Source organism: Lactivibrio alcoholicus (assembly GCF_055390895.1).
The window spans coordinates 299,998-316,665 of sequence record NZ_AP042471.1 but is presented as its reverse complement, the minus strand read 5'-3'; the positions used below and the strand labels follow the sequence as shown (position 1 = coordinate 316,665).

The 16,668-nt window shown below is 62.8% G+C and carries 17 protein-coding genes; 13 read left to right on the top strand and 4 right to left on the bottom strand.

Annotation, left to right across the window (positions count from 1 at the left end; genetic code table 11):
* Positions 1 to 87 precede the first annotated feature (87 nt).
* From ACZ5IU_RS01555 to ACZ5IU_RS01510, 10 genes are all read left to right on the top strand, one after another.
* Positions 88 to 402, top strand: a complete 315-nt coding sequence (locus tag ACZ5IU_RS01555) for a hypothetical protein (RefSeq protein WP_464419837.1) — start codon at positions 88 to 90, stop codon at positions 400 to 402.
* On the top strand, positions 402 to 1,415 hold the full coding sequence (locus ACZ5IU_RS01550) for a PD-(D/E)XK nuclease family protein (protein ID WP_464419835.1): 1,014 nt from the start codon (positions 402 to 404) through the stop codon (positions 1,413 to 1,415). Before ACZ5IU_RS01555 ends, ACZ5IU_RS01550 begins: the two co-directional genes overlap by 1 nt.
* 26 nt (positions 1,416 to 1,441) lie before the next feature.
* A complete protein-coding gene (locus ACZ5IU_RS01545; protein ID WP_464419833.1) occupies positions 1,442 to 2,221 on the top strand; it encodes an ATP-binding protein in 780 nt (259 codons plus the stop codon).
* Between the two features lie 24 nt (positions 2,222 to 2,245).
* Positions 2,246 to 2,740, top strand: coding sequence for a DUF669 domain-containing protein (locus tag ACZ5IU_RS01540; protein WP_464419831.1), 495 nt, complete (start codon positions 2,246 to 2,248; stop codon positions 2,738 to 2,740).
* Position 2,741: 1 nt separating this feature from the next.
* The gene (locus ACZ5IU_RS01535; RefSeq protein ID WP_464419829.1) at positions 2,742 to 3,206 is read left to right on the top strand and encodes an ERCC4 domain-containing protein; all 465 of its coding nucleotides are present in this window, start codon (positions 2,742 to 2,744) and stop codon (positions 3,204 to 3,206) included.
* A complete protein-coding gene (recD2, locus tag ACZ5IU_RS01530) occupies positions 3,176 to 5,404 on the top strand; it encodes an SF1B family DNA helicase RecD2 (RefSeq protein WP_464419827.1) in 2,229 nt (742 codons plus the stop codon). The genes ACZ5IU_RS01535 and recD2 overlap by 31 nt, the downstream gene beginning before the upstream one ends.
* Before the next feature lie 29 nt (positions 5,405 to 5,433).
* A complete protein-coding gene (locus tag ACZ5IU_RS01525; protein ID WP_464419825.1) occupies positions 5,434 to 8,754 on the top strand; it encodes a CHC2 zinc finger domain-containing protein in 3,321 nt (1,106 codons plus the stop codon).
* Positions 8,755 to 9,173: 419 nt separating this feature from the next.
* Complete coding sequence (locus ACZ5IU_RS01520) at positions 9,174 to 10,031, top strand: hypothetical protein (protein ID WP_464419823.1); 858 nt, start codon at positions 9,174 to 9,176, stop codon at positions 10,029 to 10,031.
* Positions 10,028 to 10,294, top strand: a complete 267-nt coding sequence (locus tag ACZ5IU_RS01515) for a helix-turn-helix domain-containing protein (RefSeq protein WP_464419821.1) — start codon at positions 10,028 to 10,030, stop codon at positions 10,292 to 10,294. The genes ACZ5IU_RS01520 and ACZ5IU_RS01515 overlap by 4 nt, the downstream gene beginning before the upstream one ends.
* Before the next feature lie 84 nt (positions 10,295 to 10,378).
* Complete coding sequence (locus ACZ5IU_RS01510; RefSeq protein ID WP_464419819.1) at positions 10,379 to 10,909, top strand: hypothetical protein; 531 nt, start codon at positions 10,379 to 10,381, stop codon at positions 10,907 to 10,909.
* Between the two features lie 311 nt (positions 10,910 to 11,220).
* Here the strand turns inward: ACZ5IU_RS01510 and ACZ5IU_RS01505 are convergent, their stop codons facing one another.
* Together ACZ5IU_RS01505 and ACZ5IU_RS01500 are read right to left on the bottom strand one after the other, a co-directional pair.
* On the bottom strand, positions 11,221 to 12,180 hold the full coding sequence (locus tag ACZ5IU_RS01505) for a tyrosine-type recombinase/integrase (RefSeq protein WP_464419817.1): 960 nt from the start codon (positions 12,178 to 12,180) through the stop codon (positions 11,221 to 11,223).
* A complete protein-coding gene (locus tag ACZ5IU_RS01500) occupies positions 12,134 to 12,535 on the bottom strand; it encodes a hypothetical protein (protein ID WP_464419815.1) in 402 nt (133 codons plus the stop codon). Before ACZ5IU_RS01500 ends, ACZ5IU_RS01505 begins: the two co-directional genes overlap by 47 nt.
* A gap of 218 nt (positions 12,536 to 12,753) precedes the next feature.
* On the opposite strand from ACZ5IU_RS01500, the gene ACZ5IU_RS01495 reads away from it, so the two are divergent.
* The 3 genes from ACZ5IU_RS01495 to ACZ5IU_RS01485 are packed head-to-tail and all read left to right on the top strand — an operon-like array spanning position 12,754 to position 14,845.
* Positions 12,754 to 13,044 carry a hypothetical protein gene (locus ACZ5IU_RS01495; protein ID WP_464419813.1) on the top strand — a complete coding sequence of 97 codons (291 nt, stop codon included), beginning with the start codon at positions 12,754 to 12,756 and terminating at the stop codon, positions 13,042 to 13,044.
* Positions 13,041 to 13,319 carry a hypothetical protein gene (locus ACZ5IU_RS01490; RefSeq protein WP_464419811.1) on the top strand — a complete coding sequence of 93 codons (279 nt, stop codon included), beginning with the start codon at positions 13,041 to 13,043 and terminating at the stop codon, positions 13,317 to 13,319. The genes ACZ5IU_RS01495 and ACZ5IU_RS01490 overlap by 4 nt, the downstream gene beginning before the upstream one ends.
* Entirely contained in the window at positions 13,319 to 14,845 is a 1,527-nt protein-coding gene (locus ACZ5IU_RS01485) for a terminase large subunit domain-containing protein (RefSeq protein WP_464419809.1), read from the top strand. Before ACZ5IU_RS01490 ends, ACZ5IU_RS01485 begins: the two co-directional genes overlap by 1 nt.
* 34 nt (positions 14,846 to 14,879) lie before the next feature.
* Here ACZ5IU_RS01485 and ACZ5IU_RS01480 read toward each other — a convergent pair whose 3' ends face one another.
* Together ACZ5IU_RS01480 and ACZ5IU_RS01475 are read right to left on the bottom strand one after the other, a co-directional pair.
* Positions 14,880 to 15,851 carry a nucleotidyl transferase AbiEii/AbiGii toxin family protein gene (locus ACZ5IU_RS01480; RefSeq protein ID WP_464419807.1) on the bottom strand — a complete coding sequence of 324 codons (972 nt, stop codon included), beginning with the start codon at positions 15,849 to 15,851 and terminating at the stop codon, positions 14,880 to 14,882.
* Positions 15,848 to 16,654 (bottom strand): type IV toxin-antitoxin system AbiEi family antitoxin domain-containing protein, encoded by an 807-nt coding sequence (locus ACZ5IU_RS01475; protein WP_464419805.1) that lies wholly within the window; start codon positions 16,652 to 16,654, stop codon positions 15,848 to 15,850. Before ACZ5IU_RS01475 ends, ACZ5IU_RS01480 begins: the two co-directional genes overlap by 4 nt.
* Positions 16,655 to 16,668 lie beyond the last annotated feature (14 nt).

The following is a 16,668-nucleotide window of genomic DNA, read 5'->3' as shown; positions in this document are numbered from 1 at the left end:
CATGGAAGGCGTCCGAGAGGTCGCCGAAAGCATCCGGCCCGGGCGCGCCCTCCAACAGACCTTACTGAACGGAATGGAGGCAAGATCATGAACCGAGAACTTTACCGATACAACTTCGACTCCAAGGTCCCGATCCGGGACGTCGAGGAGTCCCTGCTCCTGGCGGTGCTCGCCGCCGAGAGCCTTCACGGCCGATCGCTCGTACGGCTGGACGCGTCCTTCTGCCTGGATTCGCGCAAGCGCTCCTGCATCGTGGATGCGGCGACCGAAGTCGGCCGCGCCATCGCCCGCATCTTCACCGGTTTTCTCACCCGAGAGTTCGGCGAAGAGGCCTTCAAGGTCGAACGAGTGGGCGGTCCTCCGCCCGTCGGCCCCGAACTCAAAGCCACGGGGGCCGCGTGATGGAAACGAAAACGACCACCTATTCGATGTGGAGCCTGTTCCGCAACTGCCGCAAGGCATGCGAGTGGCGCTACATCCAGGAACTGGTTCCCCTGGAAGGGGACCACAACCTGGCCTTCGGCACGGTGATCCATAAGTGCCTGGAGATCTGGCACGGCGGCAGGGACCTGGGACTCGTCCTCGATTTCATCGACCGGACCTACCCCAACCGCGCACAAGAGGAGGACCAGAAGCGGGAATGGCATCTGGCCGCGGCGATGATGAAAGGCTACACGGCCTGCTATGCGAGCGAGGAGTTCGATGTCATCTCCCTCGAAAAGACCTTCGAGGGGGGCATCGTCAACCCGGCCACCGGCGCTTCATCCCGAAGCTTCGTGCTGGCCGGAAAGGTGGACGGCGTCGTCCGGATCGGCGACGAACATTTTCTGATCGAGCACAAAACCGCCTCGCAGGTGGATGCGGACTACCTGGAGCGGCTCTGGACCGACTTCCAGATCGTCCTCTACTCCCGCTACGTGGAACAGACGCTCGGCATCCGCATCGCGGGCGTCCTCTACAACATCCTGGTCAAGGCCCGTCTGCAACAGGGACGCGGTGAAACCGAGGCCGAGTTCGAGGCGCGGCGGGCCGATCTGATCGCCAAGTCCAAGACCGGCAAGAGCAGCGCCAAGCGCAGGCTTCCGGAAAGCGACGACGAGTTTCAGGAGCGGCTGGCCGCCAAATACACCGAGCCGGGCATGTTCCACCGGGAGATGCTTTATCTCTCCCGTGACCGGTTCGAGAACCTGCAGTCCGAACTCTGGGAACTGACCCAGGCCTTTCTCGACGCGCGCCGACGCGGCGTCTTCTACCAGAACACCGCCTTCTGTTTCCACTACCGCCGGTCCTGCGCCTATTTCCCGCTCTGCCGCGCCGACGGCAGCCCGAACGTCATCGAGAACTTTTACCGCAAAGTCCCCCCGCACGAAGAGCTGCGGGACGAGACCTCGTTCGAAGAGGCTTCGGCTTTTTGAGGACCCCATAGAAAAGGAGAACCGACATGTTGCCTACGAAGAAAAGTCCCCCCAAGCAGGATCACGCCGATCTCACGGTGCTGGTATACGGCCCGAGCAAGATAGGCAAATCGACCTGGTGTTCCCGGTCCGAAGGCGCGCTGTTTCTCGCCACCGAACCGGGGCTGAATTCGCTGGATGTCTTCCAGGTACCCATCAGGAGCTGGGAAGAGTTGCTTACCGCCTGCGGCGAAATCGCCGAGGGCAAGCATCCTTACAAGACCGTCATTCTCGACACGGTCGACAACGCCTACCGGATGTGCAGCGATTACATCTGCACGAAGTTCAAGATCGAACACGAGTCCGATCTCGGCTACGGCAAGGGCTGGGCGCTGATCAATAACGAGTTTCACCGTGTCCTGACCAAGCTGGCCTTCCTGCCCTACGGACTCTTCCTGGTCTCCCACTCCCAGGAAAAAGAAATCGAGACGCGGACCGGCAAGTACATCCGCATCATCCCGACGCTCCCCGACAAGGCCCGAAAGATCGTGCTGGGCATGGTCGACCTGATCCTCTTCTGCGACCTGGAAGTGACGACCGACGAGAGCGGCAAACCGGTCTACCGTCGCGTCATGCGCACCAAGCCCAGCCCGCATTACGAGGCGGGCGACCGCACGGGACGGCTTCCCGAAACCATCGACCTCAATTTCCAGGCTTTCATTGAAGCATTCAACAGGCCGGCGGCCGCGCCGAGGGCGAGTGCCCCGCGGTCGGTGCCGGCACCGGGGGATGGGCAGGACAAGAAGCCCGCACCCGCCGGTAAATAAACCCCATAGATGGAGGAACAGACAATGCAGAACGAAGACTACGGACATTTCGACGAGCCCCGCGGCACCGAGGACATTGACCTCGCACAGTTCGACGACGATTTCGCGCATGCCGAGGTCGAAGAACGCGAGTTCGAGACCATCCCGGACGGCAAGTACCAGGTGAACGTCGAGCGGATGGAACTGACCCGGGCCCAGACCTCGGGAAACCCCATGCTCAAGTGGACGCTGCGAATCCTCGCCCCGAAGTTCCGGGGCAGGCTCCTGTGGCGCAACAACGTCATGGCCACCCGCGAAAACATCAAGTGGCTCAAGACGGACCTGCACACCTGCGGGTTGAACCTGGACAAGCTCTCCGAGCTTCCGGCCAACCTGGAGAAGCTCATCAACGTCAAGCTCGAGATCACCAAGCGCACGCGCGGCGAGAACGAGAACGTGTACATCAACCGGCGCATCGTGCTCGAAGACGGCGGAGACGAATACGACTCGGCGGCGCGCAACGCCCTGGCCCCGTTCTGACGTGAACCGGGTCACCGTCGTCGTCGACACACGGGAGCAGGAACCCTACACCTTCGAATCCGGTTGCACGGAGGTCGTCCGCCGCGCCCTCCCCGCCGGGGATTACTCCGTCGAGGGGCTTGAGGATTCCGTGGCGGTGGAGCGAAAGACTCTCGAGGATTTCGTCTCCACCGTCATCCGTTCCCGCAAGCGGTTCACCAGGGAGCTGCGCCGTCTCTGCGAGTACGACGCCGCATGCGTCGTGGTGGAAGCGGACCTCCGGGACATTCTCGGCGGCCGCTACCGCTCCGGGGCGCATCCCAACGCCGTCCTGGGCGCACTGCTTTCCATCGTCGTCGATTTCGGCATCCCGGTGTTTTTCTGCTCCGACCGGCAGGCTGCCTGCCGGTTCGTGGAGGAATTTCTACACAGGTATCACCGGAAGGTATCGAGACGATGCGAACAAGATCGAACAACCAATCCGTAACCGTCCGCGGCCGCATCGAGGCGGTCTTCTACGCCGGGCCGCGGTTTTCCGCAGGCCGTCTCATGACGGCCGACGGCGACGAGGTGCAGTTCGCCGGGCGGCTCTTCGCCCGTGAGAACGAACCGGTCGTGTTGAACGGCCGCTGGGTGACCCACCCGAAATACGGCCGACAATTCGAGGTCGAGGGCATGGAATACGACCTCGATCTGGACGCCGACGGTCTCGCCAACTACCTGGCGAACCACCCGGAAATGAAGGGCATCGGCCCGGTCAAAGCCCGTCTGATCGCCGAACGCTTCGGTCATGATTTCGACCGGATCATCACCGACGATCCCGGACAAATCGCCGAGGCTGCAAGGCTGTCGCCGGATGCCGTACAGAAGCTCCGCGTGGAGTGGCTCAAGACGCGGGAGACCAACAAAGCGATCACCTGGCTGGCCGCTTTCGATCTCACCCATCACCAGGTGACGAGCCTGGTCAAAAAATTCGGCAACGACGCGTTGGGCCTGCTCAAGGCAGATCCCTACATCATCGTGCGCGAGGTCCGCGGCTTCGGCTTCAAACGCGTGGACAAGATCGCCAGGAAGATGGGCACCGCCAAAGACGACCCTGCGCGTATCCGGGCCGGTGTTCTCCACTGCGTGAACGAATCGCTGGATCAAGGCGACTGCTGGATCGAGTTCGAGGAGTTGGTCGACCAAGCCAACGTGCTGCTGGTCATGGACGTCCTCGACAGCCGCGACCGCATCGAGCAGGCGCTCGACCGGCTCATCGACGAGAAAGCCCTGGTCTGCGTCTCCCACGGCGGGAGGTTCATCGTCGCCAAGCCAGAAATCCGCGCGATGGAGGAGTACCTGGCAAAGGTCTTCCGGAACGGCGGAGCGCCCAACCCGCATTTCCCCGACCAAGACCGTCTTCCCGACATGGTCGCGGAATCCGCGCCGCAGCTCAACGCGGGCCAGCGGCAGGCCGCCGTCACCGCACTTCGTCATTCGATTTCGCTCATCTCCGGCGGAGCGGGCAGCGGCAAGACCTTCACCGTATCCGCCATCACCGGCGTCTACGAAGAACAGGGACTGAGCGTCGTTCTGGCTGCGCCCACGGGCAAGGCCGCCAAGCGTCTCGAACAGGTCGTCGGCCATCCGGCGGGTACGATCCACCGGCTGCTGGGTTTCAACGGCAAAGACTACGCCCGGGGACCGGACGATCCCATCGCCGCCGACGTGATCATCGTCGACGAGGTCTCGATGGTGGATGTGCCCCTGGCCTGGCATCTCTTCCAGAGCATCGATCTCGAGCGGACCGCCGTGGTGCTGGTTGGAGACCACAACCAACTGCCTCCCGTCGGACCGGGCAATCTGTTGCGGGACTTGGTCCAGTCGCGGATGGTTCCCACGGTGCTCCTCGACCAGGTGGTACGGCAAGCCGGCATTCTGAAGGAGAACAGCATCGCCGTCTTGAACGGCGAGGTCCGCAAGACGAGCGACGCCGAACCATCCGGCCGCCGCGCCTGGTACGTGGTGGATCAGTTCACCGATCAATGGGACGCGCAGCGGTTCGTACTGGACCTCTTCGAAAATGTGCTCGTGGATCGCCTCGGGTTCGACCTGTTGACCGATGTCCAGCTCCTGACCCCGACCCACAAGGGCCCGCTGGGCACACGCGATCTCAACTGCGAGCTGCAGCGTCTGGTGCAGCGCAGACTGTGGAATGTCGAAGCGCCCCCGACGCCCCCGGGCCGCAGGCCCAAGTTTCTCGTGCATGACAAGGTCATCCAGACCCGGAACAACTACGAGATCGGCGTCATGAACGGCGCGATGGGCGTAGTGCTCCACGTCGGCCGAGACGGTTCCCTGAGCGTGGACTTCGATGGCATCCCGGTGGAGATAGAGGCCGGTTCACCCAACCTGCAGGACATCCAACTCGCCTATGCCCTGACGATCCACAAGGCCCAGGGCTCCGAGTTTCCATGCGCCGTGGTGGTGGTCCACAAGGCCCACTCCTTCATGCATCACAGGAACCTTCTCTACACCGGCGTCACGCGGGCCAGACAGACGACGGTCCTCGTCGGGGACCGCTGGGGCATCTCGAACTGCGCCAGAAAGCGGAAACAGGACGACCGCCGAACGTTCCTCTCCCTCCTGCTGGATGCAGGTCGCCTTGAGGAATCCCGTGTTCCCGCGACGACCGGTCGGTAGCGAATGGACATTCTTGGAGCGGAGCGCGCATGGCATTCGAACGTCAGGACAACGTGAGGGAGTATTACCGGCGGATCACCGAGGTCGACATCGGTACGGTCGCGCGGGAGCTGCTCGGCGCTCACGTCCTGCATGAATCCGACCGCCTGCTCCAATGCGACTGCCCGAACCACAGCAGCCAGTCGCACCGGTCCCTTCATATCATGCTCGACAAGCAGGGTTGGTATTGCTTCGGCTGCGGCGTCGGCGGCGACGTGCTCCAGCTCGTGGAGTTCATCCAGTCGGGCCAGGTGACGCGAGGCCGGTCCGGCCCCATGCCGGAGAGCCATCAGCATGCCCGCAATTTCCTCGCGGCCAAGGCTGGGTTGCCGTCTTTGGCCAAGCACGGACTCTCGCCCGAGGAACTGGCGGAAGCGGAGGCCCAGCGCCTGGTCGAACTGCGGGTCCACGATGTGCTGACAGCCCTGGCGGAACACTATCACGGACTGCTAAAGGACAATCCCGAAATCCTTGAATGGCTCCGGTCCAAGTACGGCCTGTCCGCTGAGACGGTCGACAGGCTCCTCATCGGCTATGCGGACAACGACGGCGACGAGGGAATCGTCCGGAAGTTGACCTGCAAGGAACGCGGTTTTTCCCCGCGGGACTTGGCCGCGTCCGGCGCGTTCCGTCCCACCAACCAAGACGGACTCGATCCGTTCTTCGACCGGCGCATCGTGTTTCCCTACTGGAGTCGCGGACGCGTCGTTTTCATGATCGGCCGCAAGACCCCGTGGACGCCTGACAAGCCATGGGAACAAGGAAAATACAAGAAGCTCCCGGTCCACGACGAAAACACCCGCAAGCACATCGCACCGTGCATCGACAACAGTCATCTCTACAACGAGGACTGTCTGCTCGCCGACCCGGAGCGGTTGATCATCACCGAGGGCGTAACCGACTGCATCTCGCTTATGGAGCATGGCTTCCCGGCGGTGTCGCCGGTGACCGTCCGTATCCGCGAGGCGGATTGGGAGCGGCTGCTGCCGCGTCTTCGCAACGTGAAGACGGTCTACATCTGCCAGGATAACGAGATCTCTCAGGCCGGGTTGAACGGCGCGCTCAAGACGGCAGCGGTTCTTTCGGAGCATCGCATACAAACTCGGCTTGCGGTTCTCCCCCTGGATGAAAAACGCGAGAACGCACGCCGGGAGTTACGGGAGCGGTTTGCTCTTGACGCCGCCGTGGGTGCCCGCGAGCTGACCAAGCGTCTTGTTGGCAGGACCACGGAGGAAATCCGCGAGGCCGAGCGCCTGCTCTCCGAAGCCAAAATCGACGTCAACGACTTCTTCGTGGCGGGTCACTCGGCCCAAGACTTCGAAGATCTGCTGGCGAAGGCCGAGACGCCCCTGGAATTCGGGATCTCCCATCTGCCGACTGACGTCTCGGAGGAGGAGCGCAACCGGCTGCTCGAACCGATTCTGCGCGAAGCCGCATACCTCACCCCGCTTGAGCAGAACCGCCATCTGAAACTCGTTCAGGAGCGGTACGGCAAAACGGGACTCTCGCTGGCCACGCTGCGCGACCAAGTACGGGCGGTGAAGAAAGAGCAGAGGTCCCAGGCCAGGCAGGAACGAAAGCGGGAAAAGCGCTCATCGGATGCATCTCCCGGATCGTGCCGGGCGCGCATCGAGGAGGTGCTGCTCGCCACCGAAGAGGAGCGCGGCGCGCCCGATTTCTCGCTGGCCGCCGAGGCCGCCTACGATTGGTTCGCGGCCCATGGGGCCCGGTTCTTCCGCACGCCCCAGGGCGAGCCGTTCATGTTCTTCGAAGACGCGATCTTGTGGATGGATACGCCGGACCGCGGCCGCAAGCGGCTCTACGCGTCGCTCATGTACAAGCACACCGGGATGGTGCAGACCACCGGCGGCGGCCGCACGTTTTACGAGGTGCTGTCAAACCTGGCGGTGGAGCGCGGACAGGTGCGGGAGCATTTTTCCTGGCTTCACACGGACGTGGCCAGGGAAACGGTCTACTTCAACCTGAACAACACCGACCACGAGATCGCCAAGATCACTCCGGAGGGAGTCGAAATCCTCAAGAACGGCGGCAACGCGGACGGGGTCATCCTGGACGGTTCGCGGAAGATGGCACCGATCCGCTTCCTTGCCGACGCCGATCCCGCGGAAGCCGACCGGCTCCTGGTGGAGCTGCTGCTCGACAATCTCACCTGCGCACCAGGGGATCGGGTGCTGATCCTCTCATGGCTTTCCTGCTTTCTCCTGATCGATTTCGCCGGCACGAGGCCCATGACCCGGTTCGAGGGTCCCGCGGGCTCGGGCAAGACCACCGCGAGCAAACTGATTTCGGCCCTGCTCTATGGCGAGCCCCAACAGAAGAAAAGCACCGATGCGGCCAACTACACCGACGGCTCGCAGAACCCGCTCATCGTCCTCGACAACATCGAGGTCAAACAGATGACCGAGGATCTGACGACCTTCATCCTGACCAGCATCACCGGCATCGCCAAGGAAAAGCGCAAGAGCGGCACGGACACCGAGACGGTCATCGAGCGGACCAAGTGCCTGCTCAACACCACGGGCATCGAACCACTGGGAGGGGAACTCGCCGAAATCCTGTCCCGCTCGTTCATCATCCGCTTCGATATGGACGAGCAGGCAAGCGACTGTTTCCTCGAGGCCAAAATCCTGGCCGCGCTCCGGGAGCACCGCGATCTGATCGTCTCTTCCCTGATGAAGCGCACGAGCCACCTGCTGGCCATGCTCCGGGCCGGCGCTCAAGAGAAGGTGATGCGGCTTCTGCACCGAAGCCTCGGAAACCACAGCAAGCGGCGATGCAACGACTACCTGAGCCTCATGTATCTGATGATGCTCGCCGGTGAGCATCAGGATGTGATCGACCGGGCGCTGGAAGAACTCCATCCGCAGTTCGTGAGCCGGATCGCCACGCTCAACAGCGTCAGCCTCGAGACCGCCCGCGAGTCCAATCCCATCGCCACCTGCCTGGCGGCGCTCTTCAAGGCCTACCGGCACGCGCTCGAAGCGGACCGGGAGAGCACCGCACTGAACGTCGCCAAGACCAACAAGGCGGCCTTCCTCGAACGCTACCAGATCGATTTCCGGAACGAGACGACCGTCGAGGGCGCTTTGGCCCGCGACCTGTTCGTGGCCGTCAAACGGCTGTCCAAGGATTTCGGCCTGTCCTTCAGCATGAACTCAGTGCAGCAGTTCGCCCAACGCTTCTCGAACGACCTGGACACCATCCGACAAGCCGGGTTCGAGATCGCCGTCAACCGGTCGGAGCATTCCGTCCGGCGCACCGCCACCTACGACATCACCTACCTCGTCTGATCCTTTCCCCTGATGCCGCTCCCCTGTGCGAAGGGTACCCTTCGCAAACCGCGAAGGACCTTCGCGCCCGTATACCTCGTCATATCAAGCTGTTGCGCCGACACTGCGAAGGTGCGAAGGGTTTCAGGGGTTCACCCCCCTTACTCAGAAAAAAATACCGCATGCCGTGACCCCGTGTCTCCCGACGGACCACCGATTGTTTTTTCGGTCCGCACGGGAGTGATTCTCCCGGTACCCTTCGCACCTTCTCTTTCCTTCTTCATATCTAACAGCAATATCAATCATCTACAGCACTGCGAAGGCTCCTGCGAAGGTTCGAGCCGCATTCATCGACCTTCGCACCTTCGCATCCCGACGGCACGGACCCCGCTCCGGTAGGTATCCCATGAAACGTAAACCACCCGATTGGAGCAGGGAACGTGAGCCTTCTCGAACTCATGATGCAACAGACCGCCGGAGGATCGGCCCCGGTCGATACGAACAACCCATCGGTCGATGTCTCCAGGCCGGAGACAGCCGATGTACCAGAGCGCAACGATCCGCAGGAAACCGTCGTTTCCGATGGCACCGCCCTCTATGCGGCCACGAATCTGGACTCCTGGGAAACCGACAAACCTCGATACTTCGCGCGGGACGTGGGCATGGACGGCATCTGCTATCGCCGTCTGGACCCGGAATACTACGCTTGGCTCCGGCACAAGATGGCGCTGGCCAAAAAAGCGCTGGAGGCAGGACGACTCGATTCCGCCGCCTTCGACGGATTGCGAACCCGCTTCAACGACATCCATGCATGGGCTGTCGCACGTTTCGGTGAGAACGAGATTCTCGCCGCCGTTCGGAGCCTCGATCCCAAGACCTATCCTCCGCCATCGATTGACCCGGCAGCCCAGAGTCGTCCCGCTTGTGCCGCACCCGTCTCTCCGGTTGCATGTCCCCCTGCGCCGGATATTGAGCAATACCTTTACCCCAAGGACGGGGAGTGGCGTTTTACGGAGAAGGTCCCGCAATCGGCCATCGACAAGGTCGATGCCATCCGCGACCAGGTGCTCTCCCTCGGCTGGTCCGAGGCGCGGCTCTATCAGAACCGGGGACGGTTCCGCTTCCCCTGCGGCGAAGATTTCGGACTCGTCTGTTTCGTCGGCTACAACGAGCGCATCGGCGAAGTGACCCGGCAGTACATCGAGATCGTCGGCCCGCCACCGCGGGAGAACCGTCTTCGTTTTCACAACCCCGACGTGGATCAACCATGGCTCAAGAGAACGAATCCGGAAACATGAAACGGCCCTACGCCAATGCCAGGGATGTCCTGCCGTCCGAGGTGCTCGACACCGTCCGGCAGCATTTCACCGGTCTCCTCTGGGTGCCGAGTGACGTGGGCTTCTACGAGGAGCGCCGCAAGCTCGTGTTGGCGCTCAAGGGACAAGGCGTGCCCACCCGCGAAATTGCCCGGTTGTCCGGCGTGACACCCCGCCGGGTGCGCCAGATCGTGGCTCAGAGCCGCGAGGAATCCATCCCGACGCATCGCGATTCGCTCCGGTAGGTATCGAGGAGGTTTCCCCTGAAGAGGGCGAAATTCGCCTTCCGCCCCGAACCCCGAGATGCCGAAACGAAAAATGCGGTGATCATGGCAGACAACAAGGCCCAAGACAGGATCGGAAAACACGACGCGGGTCAGCTCAAACGCTGGCACCGCAACGCCGCGTCCGAGCAGGAGGTCCGCAAGACGGCCAAGGCGCGGACCGGCAGCGGCGCAGTCCCTGGCAACCAGAACAGCCTGCGCCACGGCATCTACGCCGACCGCTTTCTCTCTCCGGAGGAGCGTCCGCTCTTCGAGGCCATCATCGGCCAGCTCTACCAGGACTTCGTGTTCAACAAGAGCTCTGACTTCATGCAGGTCGAGCTGGTGGCGGTCTACTTCCTCAAGCTGGGCCGCGCTCAGGAGTCCGGCGACTGGGACGCCGCCGAGCGGTTGGACCGGATGATCCGCTGTCACCTCAAGGACCTCAAGGCCACCAAGATCGCCCGTGAGGGCGAGGCATCCCAGGGACCGGAGACGACGCCGGCTGAGTGGGCCACGGCTCTGCTTGAGAAGCTGGCGGAGTCGCAGAAGAAACCGGCCCGGAAAACGACCCCGAGAGGGAAAAGACGGAAATGAGGTCGGATAACACCACCGCCCGCCATGCAGCGACCCTCGAAACACGCGGACTTGCGGCCACCCCCGGCCTGGGAATGTCGGATAAGACGTGTTCTCTGACATTCCGAAGCCGCCGGTCGGCGGAAGGTTCTCTCAATCAATGCTTCCGCCCGGCTCCCGAAGGCTCCGATGCTGCCCGCATCATTGCCTGCGGATGTGTTCGGGGACGCGACTGTAGGCTGACTGTCTCTTTCCTCTGTCATTGCCTGTCCGAAGGCGGGAACGGGAAAGCGGCCCGGGTGGACCGCTTGGCTTCCATGGTCGGCGGCGGATCAGAGGCGCTCGAGGGCGTCCTCCAGCGCGCCGTCCACAAGGTGGGTGTAGACCTGGGTGGTCGACAGGTCCCGGTGCCCAAGGGCCCGCTGGACCACCAGGATATCTCCGGTCCGGCTGTAGAGGTGGGTGGCGAAGGTATGCCGCAGCGCATGCGGACTGAGTTTCTTGTCGATGCCCGCGGCCCGGAGCCAATACTCGAGCCGCCTGGCCACCTGCCGCTCGCAGAGCCGCTCCCCGCGGTTGGAGAGGAACATGGCCCGGCATTCGCCGTCGCCCCGGCGTCGGCGCTCGGCCAGGTAACTCCGCAGGAGGGAGCGCAGAGTGGACTTTAGAAACTTCACTTGCGGGACGGAGCCCTTGGCGAGCACGCGGAGATGCTTGGCGTCGAGGTCCACGTCCTCGATGTCAAGGTCGACGAGTTCCTGCAGCCGGATGCCGGTCCCGAGGAAGACCTCGATGATGACGCGGTCCCGGACTGCCAGCGAGGATGCCCTGCCGCGAAGTTCCTTGAGCAGACGGCGCTTCTCGGCCTCGGTCAGAAACTTGGGCGGAGTTCGGGGAAGCCTGCGAAGGGTCAACGACCCGGCCGGATTCTCCCGGACGATCCCGTTCTGCTCGGCCCAGGTGAAGAACGACCGGACAGCCGCCTTGAAACGGTGCATGGACGCCGGCGAGCGGACGCCGCCCCCGGCCGAGGTCGTCACCTCCGGTGAGGTCAACGCCTCGTCGACCATGGCGTTGGTCACCTCCTCCGGGACGATTCCCGGATGCCTCCGGAGGAGCGCCTCTGACAAGTACGACAGGTCGCGCAGGTATGCGCTGATGGTGTTCTCCGAACGCCCTTCGGCTGCGAGCCTCCTTCCGAAGGCTTCCAATGCGTCGGTGAAACCGGGCCGCGCGCTGGAAGGCTCAGGACTGCTCAGCAGCCGGAGACTCGATGGCGTCGTGTTCGTCATTACGCTCTCCTCCTTTCTTGGCGCTCCGGCCCATGGGCGTGTCCTTGGGCAGGGGCAGCTTGTCGATGCGGCCGGTATCCTTGGCCCAGATCAGAAACATGCGGAGCACCCGCTTGGTCTTTTCGACCGTGGGCACGGACCGCTCCCGCCCGTTGGGCAGCTTGAGCAGCGCATCGGACTTGAAGAATTTTCCCACGTGCGGAATGAGGACGCTGGACAGCTTGCGCTCCGCACCGAAGAAGGCCTCGATCTGCTCGAAGTCCTTGCCGTAGGTGTAGAGCGTCCGCTCCTTCTTCCCCTGGGTCCGCAGGTGTTCCAGATAGGCCTGGGCGGCCTGATGCAGGGTCTCGTTCATGACTTGTTCTCCTTTCGTTTGTTGAGTTCAGGTTTCCCGGACCGGATGGTCCCGGCGTCGAAAACGCACATTCGGCACCTCCTTTCAAACGGCTCAAGTCCTTGTAATTCAAGGCTCTACGCACATTCACATACAGGCTTCGTGTGCGCCGGAAGTCAAGGCGTTCCATGCACATTCCAGAGAAACAATCAGGCCCCGGGCGGGCCGGGAGGGGAATCATGAGAAGACAGGTCGAAACGATCCTGAAGGCGCTGTTGGCGGCGAGTCTGGCGTCATCCCTGTTGGGTTGCGCCGCTGCCAGGCCGCCCCAGCGAATTCAGGACGCCATTCACACGGCGAACCGCTACATGCCGGAGTACGTGGCAGAGGCCAACAAGGCCCTGGCCGACGCGGAGCACCCGGACCGGGAGCGCCTGGCCGGCATCGGTGACCGGTTGGCCGAGGTATTGGACGCCCTGGACCGTTGGGCATCGGGGCAGGAAAAAACGCCGGAGGGGGACAAGCAATGAAGGAAATCCTGGAACGGAACAGCGAGGCCGTCCGCGAGGCTGGACGGCAACTGGTCGAGATCGGTGCGGAGTTGGCTGCCGGGAAGATCGACGATGCCCTGGCCCGGCTCGATACCGCACGGCAGGCTTACCCCGAGTGGGAGGAGCTCGATCAAGCCGCGGCTGATATCGAAGGGGTGATCCGCGACCGCGAAGGGATGCTCGCCGTCCAGCACATCCTGGCCGAGATCGTCGGCACGGTCCTCGGGTCGGCATTGAGGTCGAGGCTGCCCTGATGGCCCGGATATCCGCCAAGGAGCGCAAACTGGCGGAGACCCTGGCGGACCCGGTCCTCTGGGGACAGGGATACCTGCGCAACCGCGACGGGGGACAACGGGTCTACTGGCCGCACCAGGCGGAAGACCTGCTCTGCCCGGACAAGAATATCATCCACCTCGACGGGCGCGATGTGGGCAAGAGCGTCTGCATCACCACCGATGCCCTGCATTTCGCCTTCACCAACCGCGGCTGCCAGGGACTCGTCGCCGCGCCCCACCAAGGGCATCTCGACACGCTGATCGAGGAGATCGAGTTCCAGCTCGACGCCAACCCGGACCTCATGGTCAGTGTGGCTCTCACCAAATACGGCAAGCCCAAGATTCACCGCAAACCCTACTTCCGGCTCGAATTCACCAACGGCGCGATCCTCTACTTCCGTCCCGCCGGGGCTTACGGCGACGCTTTCCGCTCACTGCATGTGGACCGGGTCTGGGTGGACGAAGGGGCGTGGCTCACCGAGCGGGCCTGGAAAGCCCTTCGCCAGTGCCTGAAGTCGGGCGGCAGACTGCGCATCTATTCGACGCCCAACGGGCTGCGTGACACGACCTATTACCGCTTGACCGGCTCGACCCAGTTCCGGGTGTTCCGCTGGCCTTCCTGGCTGCACCCGGCGTGGACCCAGGAGCGCGAGGCCGAGCTGCTGGAGTTCTACGGCGGGCGGGACAGCGCGGGCTGGCAGCACGAGGTGGCCGGCGAACACGGCAAGCCTTCCTACGGGGCGTTCAACATCGAACACCTCAATCTCTGCCGACAGGACGTGGTCGAGTACCAGAAGGTCGTCGTCACCGGCGAGGAACTGCGCGGCTGCGCCACCGAGGAGGAATCTCACGACCGCCTGGAGATGCTGCTCAATCTCATGCCGCGGACCGGCGTCTTCTGGATCGGCGGAGACCTGGGCTACACCAACGACCCGACGGAGATCGTCGTTTTCCAGGAGATCGAACTGCCCGAGCGCAGGATCGTCAAACTGGTTCTGCGGGTTCGCATGGAGCATGTGGCCTATCCGCACATCGCCCAGACCATCGCACTCCTGGACAGGTACTACACCGCCGCAGGCATCGGCGTGGACAACGGCGGCAACGGAATGGCCGTCGTGCAGGAACTGCTGACCCTGGACAAGTACAAGGACTTGGCTCTCCAGGGGCGGCTACGCGGTTACGACTTCGGGGGCATGACCACCCTGGCCGTGCGCGACGGCCACGAGGTCAGGAAGCGGACCAAGGAATTCATGACCAGCCTTATCACCGGGGCGCTCCAGCGACGTCAGCTCGTGTTCCCCATCGAGGACCTGGAGATCGAGGATCAGTTCACCACCCACACCTACACGCTGCACGACGGGCGCATCGTCTACTCAAAGGGCAACGACCATGTCATCGACGCCGTGCGCTGCGCCATGCTGGCCCGGGAGCAGTCCGTCCTCAACCAAGTGGGCGAGGAGACGGTTTCCTTGGTGCCCCTGACGACCGACCCGGTGTTTATCTAAACGGGAAACGGCGGCTTGATGCGTGCGGGGTTCGTCAAGACAATCCCTTATGACGCCTCACGTTAAGCGCCTTCCATTCGAGCAGCGGTTGTGATTGTATGCGTCGCTGAAGAGATTCGTCGGCGGTCAAAAGCGTGGGGTCGATCACTCCTCGGTCCAGCAGCAGGTCCAAGAACTTACGCTCGGAGTTCGTGAAGGGCAATACTACGGATAGACCTTCACGGCATTCCCTTACAAGGCGCGCCCCGTATTCGGCTGATTCCGCTTGGACCTCGGCCGCATTGACGCGCAGCGTGGGGACCAACTGCCTGGCCAAATCCATGGCGTCGAAGTCCACATCGCCCAAGGAGACCGTCCTCCAATCCTTTCTGTTCATCGCGCCGTAGACCACGAATCCGATACGAAGGCGGTGGGAATCGAGGTTTTCCATTCGGAGAATCCGATGGCTGTCGAACAGGTCCCGCGCCTGTCTGCGCGCCAACAACGCCGCGATCTTCCCGGCCGCCAGTTCATGGCGATCCAGCACGGGAATCCCTATGGCCCGCCAAGTCCCGACGGAATGAGAGTCGCTGGTCACCACCGGCCATAACGGGACACGGAACATGAAGTTGATGTCCACTTCGAGGTTCCCGCTACGGCCGGGGGCGCTTTCATACCGCAACGACCACTTGCCTCCGGCGTGTTCTTCAGGCATCCGCCTGACGGTGAAGCCCTCCCGAGCGAAGACCGCTTGAACAGCCTGCTCGACCTTGGGACGCTCGGCGAGCATGCCATCACGATCTTCGGCTCCCACGTAGTTCAGATCGATGTCGACGGAGAGCCGGGGAACATCGAAGACGAAAAGATTCAAGGCCGTTCCGCCCTTGAGGACCAACTTCCCTTTGAGGAAAGGGTGGCTTCGCATGGCATCGAGCAGCCCAAGCAGGTGAGCGACCTTTTCGAGCACATCCGGTCTGAAGCCCGTTGCCTGCGCTTCGGCGGCCAGCTTCTCTGGGGAGATTTTCATAGTACCTCCCCCCACGCCCGTTCGAGCACTTCCCTTGGAACCACCAAGTTCCATTCCGACACGAGGCGACCGGATGTCCGCTTGGCGCGGTCCAGATAATGCGGTTGCCGGGGCCGCAGATCGTGAAGCGCCTTGAGGTGACGGTCCTCCACCATCAACGGTTCGCGGTGCTGTTCGAGAAAGAACCCCACCTTCGCCCCGGTGGTCGCGTTTCCGAGCAGGAGCGCGTACTCCACGACCTTGTCGAGGTCGAAGAATTCGACCGACTCCAGCGACCGCCAGATTTCCTCCCAGCTTCCCGAAAGGTCCGGACGATCCAAGACGTCCACCAATGTCCGCTCCAGGCTCGCAACCCGTAGCTCCATTCCGGCGCGCTCTCGGGTCGAAACGCCGACGTGGACTTTTCCCGCGCGGAGGAGAGTGTGTGGAAACCTCGTTCCCCGGAAAACATGGGAGCGGAACGTCAGAGGTCCAAGCGGGCGGGATGCCGAGTACGTGATGTGTGTATAAACCGAGTAAGCCTTTCCGTGAAACTCCAGCGCCGTATGGTGCGACAACACCGAATCCGGCGTCAGCTTCGCGGCGACGAGGAACGGATCGACCGGATACGAATCCGTATCGGCTCCCGCCGGGATGACGGCATACAACCCGCGGCGTACCCGAACGACGCGTCCGGCCTTCTGGTGGTACGCCAGGAGCGCCTCCTGCGCCCGCCCGCCGACTTCGCCATGGGATGACAGATGGTTGGCCAACTCCTCTCCGGTGAAAACCGGGTGCTTTCGGAAAAACTCATCATGTTTCATCGTCGGTGTCCTTG